This is a genomic window from Eikenella exigua, assembly GCF_008805035.1.
Classification (GTDB): Bacteria; Pseudomonadota; Gammaproteobacteria; order Burkholderiales; family Neisseriaceae; genus Eikenella; species Eikenella exigua.
Genome location: NZ_CP038018.1, coordinates 330,094 through 345,398, shown reverse-complemented (window position 1 = coordinate 345,398; position 15,305 = coordinate 330,094). Strand labels below are relative to the sequence as shown.

Below are 15,305 nucleotides of genomic sequence, written 5' to 3'. Positions count from 1 at the left end.
GATACTTCCGTTTCCAGCAGACCTCTTAAGCTTGATAAGCCCAATCGCCTTTTTCAGGTAGCCTCTCCCTCCACTCAGGCTACCTGAAACCCCTCCTTCCCAACAAAACCCCAACACAACCCGGCAAAATCCAACCCAAACCGGGTTTTCTTTACGCCTCTGCCCGTTATCGGCCAATGGCCAGATGCGCTATAATGCGCCCTTTTGTTTTAGCCGCATTTTCCTATGTTGATCCATCCCGCTTTCAATCCCGTTATGCTCAAGCTCGGCCCGCTCGCCATCCGCTGGTATGCCGTCAGCTACCTCGTCGGCTTCGCCCTGTTTATGTGGCTCGGGCGGCGGCGCATCCGCCAAGGCAACAGCGTGTTCACCACGCAAACGCTGGACGACTTCCTCACCTGGGGCATCATCGGCGTGATTGTGGGCGGGCGGCTGGGCTATGTGCTGTTTTACCAGCACGCCTACTATTTTGCCAATCCGCTGGAAATTTTCAAAGTATGGCAGGGCGGCATGTCGTTTCACGGCGGCTTCCTCGGCGTGGTGACCGCCGGCCTCCTGTTTGCCTACAAACATAAAATCAATCCGCTCAAGCTGGCCGACTCCATCGCTCCGCTCACTCCCTTAGGCTTTGCTGCCGTGCGCCTGGGCGGCAACTTTGTGAACGGCGAGCTCTGGGGGCGTGTCACCCGGCTGGACGCCTTCTGGGCCATGGGCTTCCCCCAAGCACATAGCGAAGACTTAAAACTAGCCACCGAGCAGCCACAGCTGTGGGGCGCAATTTTTCAGCAATACGGCATGTTGCCACGCCACCCCTCCCAGCTCTACCAATTTGCCCTGGAAGGCATTTTGCTGTTTGTGCTGCTGTGGTGGTTTTCCAAAAAACCACGCCCCACCGGCCAGGTAGTGAGCCTGTTCCTGCTCGGCTACGGCACCGCCCGCTTTATCGCCGAATTTGCCCGCGAGCCAGACGAATTCCTCGGCCTGCTCTATTTAAACTTCTCCATGGGCCAGTGGCTCAGCCTCCCCATGATCACCTGCGGCCTTATCGGCTTCCTCTACTTCGGCAGGCGCAAGGCCGAACCAACAGAGGGTTGATGTTTAATGCAACGGCTTTGAAAGCAAAAAGGCTATCTGAAGAATAGTTTCCAGGTAGCCTTTTTTCATTTCTTCAACAGCAATCAGCCCTTCTCCTCCCCGTTCACAATCTCGCCCACAAAAGCTTCGGCCTTATCTTTGAGCAGGAAGCGGGAGGAGGCGTCAGCGGCTTCTTCAGCATTCAGGGTAAGCGGCATGGAACAGTCGACGCGGACGATGATGTCGGGCATGGATACGGTACGCCACAGGGCTGTAAAGAGGCCGGTATTGCCAGCATAGGCGGGGGCGGTGGTGCGGCAGCCGTCACTGTCACAGTAGCGCAACGCCACGGCCACGGCGGGAAGGCCGCTATCTAGCGCAGATTGAAACAGTGCAGCTTTAAACGGCAGCAACGATATGCCGTCTGAAGCTTTAGATTCAGGGAAGAACGACACGCTGTGCCCCGCACTCATCGAACGCACAATAGCCTTGTTTACCGGCGCCACATCGTTGCGGCTGTTGCGGTTGATGAACACCGCGCCGGTGCGCGCTACCATCGCACCCAACACCGGCCAGGAGCGTATTTCGCGTTTGGCGATGAACACGGTGGGATACATGGCCATCAGGATCATCGGATCGAGCCAGGACACATGGTTCGCCGCGCCGAGGAACACAGGCGGAAACGGCGGGTTGTTCGGATTAGCTTCGACACGGATATGCAACACTTTCAACATACTACGCGCCAAATCCTGCATCACGTCTTTGCTATGCTGGTTGTATTCGCGCAGGCGGAACAGCCGGTAAATCGTGCATAAGAACCAACACAGCAGGTGCAGGACGCGGAACAGACGGGTGAAAATTGAAGTAGATTGCGTGCTCATTTGTGCTGGTCTAATTATTAGATTGAGAAAGGCCACCTGAACGGCTTCAACGCTGGCATTGCGGGCAGTAAAAACTGCTGCGCTGGCCGATAATCTGCCGCGCAATCGACGTGCCGCATTGACGGCATGCTTCGCCCTCGCGGCCATATACATTATATTGCTGCTGGAAATAGCCGCTTTGCCCATCGCTGTGCAAAAAATCGCGCAGGCTGCTGCCACCGGCTTCCAGAGCGCGGTGCAGCACGCTGCGGATTTCCACTACCAAGCGGCGGCACTCCTCGGCAGACACGCTGTCGGCACAGCGGGTGGGCAGGATACCGGCGGCAAATAACGCTTCGTTGGCATAAATATTGCCCACGCCCACCACAACTTTATTGTCCATCAACGCGGTTTTGATGGCACTTTTGCGACGTGAGAGTGCATTTTTCAGGTAGCCTGCAGTGAACTCGTCTTGCAGCGGCTCAGGGCCCAAATGCCGCAACAACGGATGCTGTTCTGCCGCCCCGGCAAACCACAGCACTGCACCGAAACGGCGCGGGTCTCGCAGGCGCAGCACGGTCTGGTCGGTGGTGATGATATCGAGGTGATCATGCTTTTCCGGCGATGGCGCGCTGCCGTCGGGATACACACGCAGGCTGCCCGACATGCCCAAATGCAGCAGCATCACGCCGTGGGCAAACTCAAACAGCAAATACTTGGCGCGGCGGCGAATATGCACAATGCGGCTGCCGGAGAGCTGCCGCGCCAAATCCGGCAGCACTGGCCAACGCAATTTCGGCTGGCGCACCACTACCTCGGCCACGGTTTTGCCCTGCATATAGGGCTGGATCCCCCGGCGGGTGGTTTCAACTTCGGGCAGTTCGGGCATGGGAAAATTCGGGCTTGAAGTATATAAAGCCAGAAGTTTAGACCGTTTGCACGGTTTAGGCTACCTGAAAGCGTGAGCTTCAACCCAACAAAGTGGATCGATGTCTGATTAAAGCCAAGACCGAGTTTCTGAGAGGCAAAAATGCAGCCAACATTTTCTCAGGTAGCCTTTCAGTGTGTAGAAGGCTACCTGAAAAATCGTCTTAGCACTCAACCCAAAACCCTTTTCATCTTAATTAACTCAACTTCACACAAACCATTACCGGAATTTTTCAGGTAGCCTTTACCCACGGCACAAATAGGCAAATCATTGCCCTGTTTCTCCTTTCCCACGGTTATTTAAGCAAAACCGCTAAAACGTGCCAAGCGGCACGATGAAGCTTATAATGTTAACTATCTTTAATTCTGGAAGGCTGTATATGTCGAGAATGGCCAAGGGGATTATTGCGGCCGTGGTCTCCAATATTCTGTTCGGCTCGCTGTTTATGTTTGGCCCGTGGATGCGGCCGATGAGTGGTACGGATGTGTTTGCCTGGCGTATCGTGGGTACGTTTGCCTGTGCGCTCTCCATTATGCTGCTCACGTCGGCCAAACGTGATGCGGCCAAATTTCTGCACGAAATCGGCGGCAATGTGCGCCGCTGGGCGCTGGTGCTGCTGCCCGCGCCGATTATGATCGGGCAGATTTGGCTCTATATGTGGGCGCCGGTAAACGGCAAGGGGGTGGACGTATCGATGGGCTACTTCCTATTCCCGCTTGCGATGATGCTGGGCGGGGTGATGGTGTTCCGCGAGCGGCTTGATCGCTTGCAGCTGATTGCCGTGCTGCTGGCTTCGGCAGCGGTGGCCCTGGAAATCTGGAACAGCGGCACGTTTTCCTGGGTAACCATTGCCGTGTTCGCCACCTTCCCGATTTATTACATCATGCGCCGCTGGCAAGGCGTACCGCCGCTGCTCGGGCTCTTGCTGGATTTGATTTTGGCGCTGCCTTTTGTGATTTGGTATCTGGTGATGTATTCACCCAGCCCGGCCATGATCGAGGCCAAACCGATTTTGCTTTTATTTGCCGTGCTCTTGGGGCTCAACGGTGCGGTATCGATGCAGGTCAACCTCACAGCCAACGAGCTTTTGCCAGTGGTATTGTTCGGCATGCTGAGCTATCTGGAGCCGGCGCTGCTGTTTCTGCTTTCGGTGTTTGTGTTGGGCGAGCATTTGGATTGGGTGGCCATGGTGAGCCACAGCCTGATTTGGGCGAGCATCATCGTGATGCTCTATCACGGTATCCAAACCATGCGCCGCGAAAAGGCAGAACAGGCTGCCTGAAAATTATCTGCTTCAATGAAATGAAAACTAGGCTTCCTAAGCGGAAGCCTTTTCTTTGTTCAGGCGAAAACGACTTGGGCAGATGTGTTATAATTATACGTTAGGTTTCAGGTGGCCTGAAACCATCAGTTTTAGCACACATCTCCATGATTACCATAGAAATCCGTTTCAACCACATCTCTATCCGCCACAACGGCATCGTGGTGGAACATCGTGGCACATTCAGCAACAGCCGTATCATCGTTGCATCTTTTCAGCAATTTGTGAGCGACGTAAAGGCAGCCCTAAAACAAGCTGCCGACCAAAAAATCTATACTCCGCCAAGCAAATGGACGGGGCATCTATTCTTCACTCCCGTTTGTATCGATGTGCGCGAAGAGCTGGCAGACGGCTTAACGCAAGTCGAAGCCAAATGCCTATACGACTGTCTGCTGTATCTGAACTCCATTACCGTGAAAGATCAAAACTGCATCCTGTATCAAGGGCAACCTTGGGCAAAGATAAACGGATAATTCGTTTCAATTTCGTTGAACCTAAGTTTTCAGGTAGCCTCAAACTCATTCTCATCACAGCAAAACAACCATGACAGAACAAACCCAACAAGAATACGGCGCAGACAGCATCCAAGTCCTCGAAGGATTGGAGGCCGTGCGCAAACGCCCCGGCATGTATATCGGCGACACCCAAGACGGATCCGGCCTGCACCACATGGTGTTCGAAGTGCTCGACAACGCAATCGATGAAGCGCTGGCCGGTCATTGTGACAGCATCACCGTGTCCATCAACGCCGACGAATCCATCACCATCGAAGACAACGGGCGCGGCATCCCCACCGGCATCCACCCCAAAGAAGGCCGTTCCGCCGCCGAAGTTATCATGACCATCCTGCATGCGGGCGGCAAGTTCGACAACAACAGCTACAAAGTCTCCGGCGGCCTGCACGGCGTGGGCGTATCCGTAGTAAACGCCCTTTCCGACTGGCTGAAACTCACCATCTGGCGCGAAGGCAAAGAGCATTTTGTCGAATTCCGCCGCGGCGAAACCGTTGCCCCGCTCAAAGCCGTAGCCGACTGCCCGGCCGACAAACACGGCACGCGCGTGCAATTCATGGCCAGCGAAGAAACCTTCGGCTTGGTGCAATATAAATTTGAAACCCTAGCCAAGCGTATTCGCGAATTATCCTTCTTAAACAACGGCGTGAAAATCGAACTGTTCGACAAACGCGACGGCAAACACGAAAACTTCGCCGAATCCGGCGGCGTGGCCGGTTTCGTCCGTTACACCACCGGTGGCAAAAAACCCTTGCACGACAAAATCTTCTACACCCTCGGCGAACGAGATGGCATGACGGTAGAGTGCGCCATGCAATGGAACGACAGCTACCAAGAATCCGTGCAATGCTTCACCAACAACATCCCGCAGCGCGACGGCGGCACCCACCTCACTGCCCTGCGCGCCGCCATGACTCGCACGATCAACCAATACATCGAAGCTAATGAAATCGCTAAGAAAGCTAAGGTGGATACCAGCGGCGACGATATGCGCGAAGGCTTGGTGTGCGTGCTTTCCGTGAAGCTGCCCGACCCGAAATTCTCCTCCCAAACCAAAGACAAACTAGTTTCCAGCGAAATCGCCCCCGTGGTGAACGAAGTACTCAGCCAGGCGCTGCACGAATTTTTGGAAGAAAATCCGCAAGATGCCAAAGTTATTTGCAGCAAAATCGTGGATGCCGCCCGCGCCCGCGAAGCTGCCCGCAAAGCGCGCGAAATCACCCGCCGCAAAGGCGTGATGGACGGCTTAGGGTTGCCCGGCAAACTGGCCGACTGCCAAGAAAAAGACCCAGCCCTATCCGAGCTGTATCTGGTGGAGGGCGACTCTGCCGGCGGCTCTGCCAAACAAGGCCGCGACCGCAAATTCCAAGCCATCCTGCCGCTGAAGGGCAAAATCCTCAACGTGGAAAAAGCCCGCTTCGAGAAAATGCTCGCCAGCCAAGAAGTGGCCACCCTAATTACCGCGCTGGGCACCTCCATCGGCAAAGAAGAATTCAATCTGGAAAAGCTGCGCTACCACCGCATCATCATCATGACCGATGCCGACGTTGACGGCGCCCATATCCGCACCCTGCTCCTAACCTTCTTCTACCGCCAAATGCCCGAGCTGGTGGAGCGCGGCTACATCTATATCGCCCAACCCCCGCTTTATAAAGCCAAATACGGCAAACAGGAACGCTACCTGAAAGACGACACGGAAAAAGACGAATTTCTGCTCGGCCTCGCTGTAGACAAAGCCAAAATCGTTTCCGGCGGCCGCACGCTGGAAGGCGCCGAGCTGGAACGCGCCGCCAAGCAGTTCCTCCGCGCCCGCAGCACCATCGAACAGGAAAGCCGCATCATCGACGGCCTCGTGCTGCGTGCCCTGCTCGACACCACGCCCATTTCGCTCGAAAGCGCCGAAAGCACCGATGCCGCCATCGCCGCCCTCACCCCCCTGCTGGCTAAAGAAGAAGTGGCGCTGGAGCGCCTCGACGGCCACGAAGGCGGCCATTTCATCAAAATCACCCGCCAGCTGCACGGCAACGTGATGGTTTCCTATCTTGATCAGAAATTCATCGACAGCAAAGCCTACCAAACCATCAGCCGCACCGCCGAACAGCTCCAAGGCCTGGTTGAGCCCGGCGCCCTGCTCCACAAAGGCGAAGCCGAGCCGCAAACCGTAAACAGCTTCGAGCAGGCCATCGACATCCTGCTCGCCGGTGCGCAAAAAGGCATGGCCATCCAGCGCTACAAAGGGCTGGGCGAGATGAACGCCGAACAGCTGTGGGAAACCACTATGGACCCGGAAGTGCGCCGCCTCTTAAAAGTGCGCATCGAAGATGCCATCGCCGCCGACAAAGTATTCGTCACCCTGATGGGCGACGAAGTCGAACCCCGCCGCGAGTTCATCGAAACCAACGCTCTGATTGCGCAAAATATTGATGCATAAAGCAGCGCAACTTTTTCAGGTAGCCTTTCCTACAAAGGCTACCTGAAAATTTAAAACCCCTTACCCCACCGTTCAACTACCCCCAAAAAGGACACCCATGCTCCGCCGCCTCACCGCCATCGCCGCCCTCCTCATCGCCGGCCAAACCTACGCCCAAAGCTTTATCGCCGACACCATCCCCTACGCCCCCGAAGCCAAAGTGGCCGACCGCATCCGCCAAGAATGCACCGATTTAGGCACAAACCTCAGCCGCAAAATCATCGAGCAAGCCAAAGCCGGCGGCATCGAACTGCAGGCCACCAGTGCCGACAGCCTCGCCGGTCAGCCTGACCGTCTCGAAGTACAGATTACCGACGCCCGCAGCTACGGCAGCGCCTTCACCGGCCACTACAAATCCATGCACATCCGCCTCACCCGCTACGAAAACGGCCAGCAAACTGCCACCACCGAGCTTTCCCGCCGCTCCCTCGGCGGCATGGGCGGCATGTTTAAAAGCTCCTGCTCCGTGCTCGAACGCGTAACCGACACCCTCGCCAAAGACACTGCCGCCTGGCTGAAAAACCCCGCTGCCTCCGCAACCCCCACCGCCAGCGAAGCCTCCGGCACAGCCCAATAAACCCGAAAGGCTACCTGAAACATTTTCAGGTAGCCTTTCTTCAGTCTGCACAAACATCACTCAATATTCTGCACCTGCTCACGCATCTGCTCAATGAGCACTTTCAACTCCACCGAAGCCTGCGTGCATTCGGCGGCAATGGATTTGCTGCCCAGCGTGTTGGCTTCGCGGTTGAGTTCCTGCATCAGGAAATCCAGGCGTTTGCCGATGCTACCTTTGGGCTGGCTGCTCACGATGCGGCGCACTTCGGCGATGTGGGTGCGCAGGCGGCTGAATTCTTCGTCCACGTCTGCCTTCTGCATAAACAAGGCAAACTCTTGCTGCAGGCGGTCGTTTTCCACGTCGCCCACCGCTTCGCGCAGCCGCTGGCGCACTTTGTCCATATGCTGTTGCAGCAGCTGCGGGAAAGCGGCGGCCAATGCGTCCAGAATCTGTTCCATCTGTTGCAAACGCTGCAGCAGGTGCTGTTGCAGCTGCTCGCCCTCGCGGCTGCGGGCTTGGTTGAAAGCGACCAGCACTTCGTTGATGAGCTGCAGCACGGCTTCGTCCAAATCGCCGGTTTCTTCCGCCGGAGCGGACAGCACGCCGGGGAAAGCGAGAATATCGGCCACGCCCAAGCGGTTGATGTCGGGATGTTTCTTACAGATTTTATTGTTGATTTTAGCCAGTCGGGCAACCAATTTTTTGTTCAGCCACAATTCTTGCTCGCCGCCGGTCTGCTCGCCGTGGCGCAGCTGGATGCGGCATTCGATTTTGCCGCGCGCGGCGTGGGCGGATACGGCTTCGCGTAGTGCGCCTTCGAGGTGGCGCAGGTCTTCAGGCATTTTGAATTGGATGTCGAGATAGCGGTGGTTGACCGCGCGCAGTTCGATATACAGGCGTTTGCTGCCATGTTCGGCGCTGCCGTTGGCAAAACCGGTCATGCTATTAATCATAATTTTCTCCTTTAAATACAGTGGATAAATTGTTCGCCTTACTTTCAGGTAGTCTTTAAGCCCCCTTTATTTACCTTTGGCAAAACTGCCCAATACGCCGGCGCATACAATCACCAACATACCGATGATTTCGTGCCAGCTGGTGCTGTCGCCCAACCAGAAAATGCCCAGCAGGGTGGAAAATACCACGGTGAGGTAGGCCAGCGAAGCCACCGTGAGCTTGCGCCCCACTTGGTAGGCGCGGGTCATCGCCAACTGGCCGAGGGTACCGGCAGCACCCAGGCCGAACAGGTAGGGCAGCGATTGGGCGGTGGGCGGCTGCCAGCCGTTGATGCAGGCCAATATGCCCGACATGGCCGTGGCCACGCAGCAGAAGTAAAACACCACGCGCCAGCTGGGTTCGCCCAGCTGCGAGAGTTCGCGCACCTGCAAATACGTCCAGCCGGAACACACGCCGGAAATCAGGCCGATGAGGCCGGCAAGCTGCTGCTCGGCGGCAATGGTGGGCTGAAGCAAGATAATGATGCCGCCAAAACCCATCAAGAGCGCAGCCAGCATCAGCGGGGCAATTCTTTCCTTAAGGAAAATGAAGGAAAGCAAGGCCAAAAACAGCGAAGAGGTGTAATTGAGTGTGATGGCGGTGGCCAGCGGCAGGCGGGTGAGCGCGAAAAACGAGAGCAAGAGTGCCACCGAGCCGGTGATGCTGCGGTTGAGGTGCGATTTCAGATAGGGCGTGCGGAAGGCGTGCCCGCGCCACCATTCGGGCAGGCCAATGGCGAAAAGGCCGAACAACATGCGCCAAAACACCAGCTCGTTAAAACTGAAGCCGAAACGGCTGCCGGCGGCTTTGGCAAACGCGCCCATCAGGGCAAACAGGGCGGCTGAAACCACCATCCAACCGGAGCCAAGGCGGTCGACACGCAGAGCGGGATTGCTCATAACATTATACAAAACAAAATAATATGCTCAAAAGTGCGGCAACTCCGCAATCCATCATGCTTCATACTGCAGCGGCATCCGGGGCGCACCAAACGGATTCTCACACATCATGCTTGCAGCCGCCACACCGGTGATGCATATCTCGCTACTGAATGCGTCCAGCCCGTGCCGAATATTGCCGCTCACCAGCCAATGCCGCCCCAACTGTTGGGCGAAATCCAACAGTTGAAACACACCTTCCGGCCAGTTGGGCGTGCTCAGTTTAACCACAAACCTTCCTTCTTCCGCTGCAGCCTCAAAATGATACGGCTGTAAACTTTGCTGGATTTTATGGATAGTTTGCCGCTTAGCAACGGAAGATTGAGCAGCGAGGGAGAAGTTGAGGTAAACGGTTAGCTCCATGATTGCCGATGGCTGATATTCTGTTTGCTATGCTAGAAATATTTTCAGGTAGCCTCTTGCAGACAGCAGGCTACCTGAAAAACTATTGAAACATATTATTCGGCAGCCGTTCCGCTGTCTGCCGCCGCTTCGGAAGCGGGCAAAATGCGATAATACACCTCACCCGGCCCCACATAGCCCAAATCGGTGCGGGCGATTTCGGCGATGGCTTCTTTTCCGGTGCGAAGGTTTTCCACTTCGGCCGTCAAGGCTTGATTGCGCAGCACCAGGCTTTGGTTGGCCTGCCGCTGGCGCTCGGCTTCGGCCTCCAGCCGCCACATATCGCGCCAGCCGCCTTTGGCCAGCCACAGATCATGCTGCAGCCACACCAAGGTCACAGCCAGCACCACGGTTACCCATTTCATGTTTCAGGTAGCCTCTAGCGAACCAAATGGTAAAACGCGGCTTGGCCGGGATAATAAGCGGCTTCGCCCAACTCTTCTTCAATGCGCAGCAGCTGGTTGTATTTAGCCATGCGGTCGGAGCGGGAAAGCGAGCCGGTTTTAATCTGCATGCAGTTGGTGGCCACAGCCAAATCGGCGATGGTGCTGTCTTCGGTTTCGCCGGAACGGTGGCTCATCACGCTGGCATAGCGGCTGCGTTTGGCCAGCTCCACGGCTTTCAGGGTTTCGCTCAGGGTGCCGATTTGGTTCACTTTCACCAGCAGGGCGTTGGCAATGCCTTCTTTAATGCCTTCGGCCAGGATTTTCGGGTTGGTGACAAACAAATCATCACCCACCAGCTGCACTTTGCCGCCAAGCTTGTTGGTAAGCAATTTCCAGCCTTCGCGATCGTTTTCGTCCATGCCGTCTTCAATCGAAACAATCGGATAGCGGGCGGCCAAGTCGACCAGATAATCGGCAAATTCGGCGCTGGAAAGCGCTTTACCTTCGGCGGAGAGGTGATATTTACCTTCTTTATAAAACTCGCTGGAGGCGCAATCGAGCGCGAGCAACACGTCTTTGCCCGCTTCGTAGCCAGCAGCTTTCACGGCTTCCAAAATCAAATCCAAGGCTTCAGCGTGGTTGCCCAAATTGGGGGCGAAGCCGCCTTCATCGCCCACGGTGGTGGGGAAACCTTTGTCGTGGCAGATTTTTTTCAGGTGGTGGAACACTTCTGCACCGCAGCGCAAGGCTTCGCGGAAGCTGGTAGCACCCACCGGCATAATCATGAATTCCTGAATATCCAGGCTGTTGTTGGCATGTTCGCCACCGTTGATCACGTTCATCATCGGCACCGGCATCGCCATCGACCCCGCGCCGCCCAAATAGCGGTAAAGCGGCAGACCGGCATCTTCGGCGGCTGCACGCGCCACAGCCATGGATACGGCCAAGGTAGCATTGGCGCCGAAGCGGCCTTTGTTTTCCGTGCCGTCTAATTCCACCAGCACTTTATCGATATAGCTCTGTTCGGAAGCGTCAATGCCGATAATGGCTTGGGCGATTTCGTTGTTCACATGCTCCACGGCTTTCAGCACGCCTTTGCCCAAATAGCGTGCGGCATCGCCGTCGCGCAGCTCCAACGCTTCTTTTTGGCCGGTGGAGGCGCCGCTGGGCACAGCTGCGCGCCCCATCACGCCGCTTTCCAGCAACACATCGCATTCTACGGTGGGATTGCCGCGTGAATCGAGAATCTCGCGGGCGAAAATATCAATAATGGCGCTCATGCACTCTGCTCCAAAAGGTTAGTTGGCTGAAGAAACGGCGGCTCACCCGCCAAAACGGCAAGATTATACCCGAAACCGGCGGGCTTGAAACACAGCCCGGCAAACAGCTGCTCTTGACAAAACCCACATTTAGGCATTAAATACGCCATCATTATTTACGCCGATTTGATACAGCTTGCGGGCGTTAAAACAGCTAAAGCGTACTATTTATAACACGCATTTTCTGTTTTAAGCCCATTGTTGATTCAGTGGGCTTTAAATCTTTGCAGCCACCGAGTGAGGCGGCCATACAACAACATCATGATTATTCTGGATTCAGTTTGTAAAAGCTATCATCACGGCAAAAGCAACCAATTCATGGCCGTGCATCCCTTAAGCCTGAGTATCGACCAAGGCGAGGTGTTCGGGCTGATGGGCTACTCTGGCGCGGGCAAATCCACCCTGCTGCGCCTGATCAACCTTTTGGAACGCCCCGACAGCGGCAAAGTGCTGATCGATGGCCAAGACCTCACCGCCATGAATGCCGCCCAGCTGCGCACCGCCCGCCAAAACATCGGCATGGTGTTTCAGCAATTCAACCTGCTTGCAAACCGTACTGTGGCCGGCAACGTAGCCTTCCCACTAGAGATTGCCGGCTGGAGTAAAAACAAAATCAACGAACGCGTGCGCGAATGTTTGCAAATTGTCGGCCTTTCCGACCGAGCGCAGCACTATCCCGCCCAACTTTCCGGCGGGCAGAAGCAGCGCGTGGGCATTGCCCGTGCGCTTGCGCCCAACCCCCACGTGATTCTGGCCGACGAACCGACTTCCGCACTCGACCCGGCCACTACCCGCAGCGTGCTCGACTGCCTGCAAGACATCAACCGCCGTTTCAATGTAACCATCGTGATCGTCACCCACGAAATGAGCGTAATCCGCCGCCTGTGCCGCCGCACCGCCCTGCTGCATCAAGGGCATTTGCTGGAAGTGGCCGACGTGCGCGACAAGCAGATTCTGGCGCACACTGATATCGGGCGCGAATTGGTACAGGAGGATTGAAATGGGGCAGCAATACGATATTTGGGAAAACCTGATGCGCCTGCGGCCGGAGTTTTACAAGGCCTTCGGTGAAACCGCCATCATGCTTGGCATTTCCGGCATTGTCAGCATCATCATCGGTGGCCTGCTCGGAGTATGGCTCTACACCACCGGCAAAAATCAGATTTTTGCCAACCGCCGCGTGAACCATATTTTAGGCTTCACCATTGACTTTATCCGCGCCTTCCCCTTCGTCATCCTCATGATTGTGATGATGAAACCCACCCGCATGATCATGGGTACCACATTCGGCCCGGTGGCCGCCTCTATTTCACTCAGCGTGGCCGCCATGTTTTATTTTGCGCGGCTGGTGGAGCAAAATTTGGCCGAAGTACCCAAAGGTGTGGTGGAAGCCGCGCTGGCCATGGGTGCCAAACCCATGACCATCATCACAAAAGTTTTGCTGAACGAAGCCCGTGCCGGCCTCGTACGCAGCATTGCCATCCTGATTATTGCCACGCTGGGCACCAGTGCTGCAGCTGGCTTAATCGGCGGCGGCGGCGTGGGCGACCTCGGTATTCGTTACGGCCATCAGCGCTATATGGCTGATGTGTTGTGGGCAGTAGTTGCCCTACTCTCAGCCTTAGTGGTCTGCATCCAAACGCTCGGCAACCATTTAGCCGCCCGTTTAGACAAACGCTAATCCGTTTTTTCTCAACCTGTTTATCCATTGTATAAGGAGACACTCAATGAAAGCATTATGGAAACTCACCTGCGCCGCCGTGCTGGGCATGACCCTGGCCGCCTGCGGCGGACAAGACAGCGGCAGCGGTGCACAAGCATCCGCCGCCTCTGCCGGCAGCCAGCCCGCTGCCGAAGCCAAGCGGGAAATCCGCTTCGGCACCACCCCGGGCGACTTTGCCGACATGATTAAAGACCAAATCCAGCCCATCCTGGAAAAACAGGGCTACACCGTTACCCTCACCGAATTCCCCGACTACGTTACCCCCAACCAGGCACTGGCCGAGGGCGCAATCGACATCAACATTTTCCAGCACAAACCCTATCTGGATTCCTTCAAGGCCGAGCACAATCTCGACCTGACTGAAGTATTCCAAGTGCCGACTGCTCCTTTGGGTATCTACCCCGGCAAACTCACCGCGCTGGATCAAGTGAAAAACGGCAGCTCTGTTTCCATCCCCAACGATCCGTCTAACCTCGCTCGCGCTTTGGTGATGCTCGACAACCTGGGCTGGATTAAACTGAAAGAAGGTATCGACCCGTTGCGCACCGCCCGCACCGATATTGCTGAAAACACCAAAAATATCGAATTCGTGGAAATGGAAGCCGCCAACCTGCCGCGTAGCCGCCAAGACGTAGACTTCGCCATCGTAAACGGCAACTACGCTATGTCTTCCGGTATGAAACTGTCCGAAGCCCTGTTACAAGAGCCCAGCTTCGCCTACATCAACTGGTCTGCCGTGCGCACTGCCGATAAAGACGCACAATGGGTACAAGACGTAACTGCCGCCTACAATTCCCAAGAATTCAAAGACTACGCGCACAAACGCTTCGTCGGATACAAATATCCTGCCGTATGGGGTGAAGGCGCAGCCGCCGCTTCTGGCACATCTGCCGCCAAATAAACAGCGCAGATAAAACCACAGCCGTTTCAGTTAGGTAGTCTGAAACGGCTGTTGCTTTATTGAGAAAAGGCTACCTGAAAACACAGCACAACTAAGTTCCTACGAAGCCGAAATGCAGCATGGCAAAGTTTTCAGGTAGCCTACCATTCCTGTAATCGGGCATAAAGCCGGCTCCTACTAAATATCCGTTGCAGCCCTGCTATTGAAAGCTACCTGAAAACCGTAGGGACAGGTTTTATGCCTGCCCGCCGTTTGCCAAACACCCCCTATGAAGCGGTTTTACCATACCGTTCGCTAAATTTGGTTAAGCCCGCCACCGAGTAGCCCAAACTTTGCTACACTGCGCCCCTTTTCTCCCTAACACAAGGAAAAATCATGACTTTAATGGACAACCTGATGAACGCGGCCAGCCAGATACTGGGCGGCAAAGACGGCGGCCAAGGCTCGCTCACCGATATGGCGATGGATTTGGTGAAACAGCACGGCGGCGTGAGCAACCTGATTAGCCAGCTGCAACAAGGCGGCTTGGGTGATGCCATCAGCAGCTGGGTTTCCAACCAGTCTGGCAATATGCCCATATCTGGCAGCCAACTGCAACAAGCGTTGGGTAGTGACACCGTAAACCAGCTGGCGCAGAAATTCGGCGTGGATGCCAACCAGGCAAGCGAGATGCTGGCTAAAATCCTGCCCAACCTGGTAGACCACGCCACCCCCAACGGCAGCGCGCAAGACGCAGACGGCTTCGGCCTGGATGATGTGGCTTCCATACTGCTGAAAAACTTTATGAAATAAACCAAAAGCCGTCTGAATGTTCAGACGGCTTTTTTATTTGTGAGGCTACCTGAAAGCACAGCTTAGGCGAAGTTTAAACGGCGAGATGGCTGAAGCAATGCACTGCATATCGCGTTAGCTCGCTTAG

At 55.6% G+C, this 15,305-nt stretch carries 16 protein-coding genes; 9 read left to right on the top strand and 7 right to left on the bottom strand.

All coding sequences use genetic code 11. The features are described from left to right. The first annotated feature begins 225 nt into the window (after window positions 1–225). Window positions 226–1,095 carry a prolipoprotein diacylglyceryl transferase gene (lgt, locus tag EZJ17_RS01870; protein ID WP_067440646.1) on the top strand — a complete coding sequence of 290 codons (870 nt, stop codon included), beginning with the start codon at window positions 226–228 and terminating at the stop codon, window positions 1,093–1,095. Between the two features lie 83 nt (window positions 1,096–1,178). On the opposite strand, the gene EZJ17_RS01865 is transcribed toward lgt, so the two are convergent. Both EZJ17_RS01865 and mutM read right to left on the bottom strand, forming a co-directional pair. Further along, a complete protein-coding gene (locus tag EZJ17_RS01865) occupies window positions 1,179–1,955 on the bottom strand; it encodes a 1-acyl-sn-glycerol-3-phosphate acyltransferase (RefSeq protein WP_067440643.1) in 777 nt (258 codons plus the stop codon). Between the two features lie 46 nt (window positions 1,956–2,001). Beyond that, the gene (gene mutM / locus EZJ17_RS01860; RefSeq protein ID WP_067440640.1) at window positions 2,002–2,823 is read right to left on the bottom strand and encodes a bifunctional DNA-formamidopyrimidine glycosylase/DNA-(apurinic or apyrimidinic site) lyase; all 822 of its coding nucleotides are present in this window, start codon (window positions 2,821–2,823) and stop codon (window positions 2,002–2,004) included. Window positions 2,824–3,241: 418 nt separating this feature from the next. Between mutM and rarD the strand changes: the two genes are divergently transcribed. From rarD to EZJ17_RS01840, 4 genes are all read left to right on the top strand, one after another. Continuing rightward, complete coding sequence (gene rarD / locus EZJ17_RS01855) at window positions 3,242–4,144, top strand: EamA family transporter RarD (RefSeq protein WP_067440637.1); 903 nt, start codon at window positions 3,242–3,244, stop codon at window positions 4,142–4,144. 146 nt (window positions 4,145–4,290) lie between these two features. Beyond that, on the top strand, window positions 4,291–4,656 hold the full coding sequence (locus tag EZJ17_RS01850) for a hypothetical protein (protein ID WP_151086013.1): 366 nt from the start codon (window positions 4,291–4,293) through the stop codon (window positions 4,654–4,656). A gap of 70 nt (window positions 4,657–4,726) precedes the next feature. Next, a complete protein-coding gene (gene gyrB / locus EZJ17_RS01845) occupies window positions 4,727–7,126 on the top strand; it encodes a DNA topoisomerase (ATP-hydrolyzing) subunit B (RefSeq protein ID WP_067440631.1) in 2,400 nt (799 codons plus the stop codon). Window positions 7,127–7,223: 97 nt separating this feature from the next. After that, window positions 7,224–7,742 carry a hypothetical protein gene (locus EZJ17_RS01840; protein WP_067440628.1) on the top strand — a complete coding sequence of 173 codons (519 nt, stop codon included), beginning with the start codon at window positions 7,224–7,226 and terminating at the stop codon, window positions 7,740–7,742. 56 nt (window positions 7,743–7,798) lie between these two features. On the opposite strand, the gene EZJ17_RS01835 is transcribed toward EZJ17_RS01840, so the two are convergent. The 5 genes from EZJ17_RS01835 to eno all read right to left on the bottom strand — a co-directional run bounded on the left by EZJ17_RS01835 (window position 7,799) and on the right by eno (window position 11,723). After that, the gene (locus tag EZJ17_RS01835) at window positions 7,799–8,677 is read right to left on the bottom strand and encodes a YicC/YloC family endoribonuclease (RefSeq protein WP_082886485.1); all 879 of its coding nucleotides are present in this window, start codon (window positions 8,675–8,677) and stop codon (window positions 7,799–7,801) included. Window positions 8,678–8,743: 66 nt separating this feature from the next. Next, window positions 8,744–9,616, bottom strand: coding sequence for a DMT family transporter (locus EZJ17_RS01830; RefSeq protein ID WP_167508161.1), 873 nt, complete (start codon window positions 9,614–9,616; stop codon window positions 8,744–8,746). Between the two features lie 54 nt (window positions 9,617–9,670). Continuing rightward, the gene (locus tag EZJ17_RS01825; RefSeq protein WP_151086011.1) at window positions 9,671–9,886 is read right to left on the bottom strand and encodes a hypothetical protein; all 216 of its coding nucleotides are present in this window, start codon (window positions 9,884–9,886) and stop codon (window positions 9,671–9,673) included. Between the two features lie 227 nt (window positions 9,887–10,113). Then, complete coding sequence (ftsB, locus tag EZJ17_RS01820) at window positions 10,114–10,422, bottom strand: cell division protein FtsB (protein WP_067440619.1); 309 nt, start codon at window positions 10,420–10,422, stop codon at window positions 10,114–10,116. A 14-nt stretch (window positions 10,423–10,436) separates the two neighbouring features. Then, a complete protein-coding gene (eno, locus tag EZJ17_RS01815) occupies window positions 10,437–11,723 on the bottom strand; it encodes a phosphopyruvate hydratase (RefSeq protein WP_067440616.1) in 1,287 nt (428 codons plus the stop codon). A 300-nt stretch (window positions 11,724–12,023) separates the two neighbouring features. On the opposite strand from eno, the gene EZJ17_RS01810 reads away from it, so the two are divergent. The 4 genes from EZJ17_RS01810 (at window position 12,024) to EZJ17_RS01795 (ending at window position 15,178) form a co-directional block, all read left to right on the top strand. Then, the gene (locus EZJ17_RS01810) at window positions 12,024–12,761 is read left to right on the top strand and encodes a methionine ABC transporter ATP-binding protein (protein ID WP_067440613.1); all 738 of its coding nucleotides are present in this window, start codon (window positions 12,024–12,026) and stop codon (window positions 12,759–12,761) included. 1 nt (window position 12,762) lies between these two features. After that, window positions 12,763–13,443, top strand: a complete 681-nt coding sequence (locus EZJ17_RS01805) for a methionine ABC transporter permease (RefSeq protein WP_064103261.1) — start codon at window positions 12,763–12,765, stop codon at window positions 13,441–13,443. Between the two features lie 46 nt (window positions 13,444–13,489). Beyond that, window positions 13,490–14,386: a MetQ/NlpA family ABC transporter substrate-binding protein gene (locus EZJ17_RS01800; protein ID WP_067440610.1), complete on the top strand. Its 897-nt coding sequence runs from the start codon at window positions 13,490–13,492 to the stop codon at window positions 14,384–14,386. A 375-nt stretch (window positions 14,387–14,761) separates the two neighbouring features. Further along, window positions 14,762–15,178: a YidB family protein gene (locus EZJ17_RS01795; RefSeq protein WP_067440607.1), complete on the top strand. Its 417-nt coding sequence runs from the start codon at window positions 14,762–14,764 to the stop codon at window positions 15,176–15,178. Window positions 15,179–15,305: the final 127 nt, after the last annotated feature.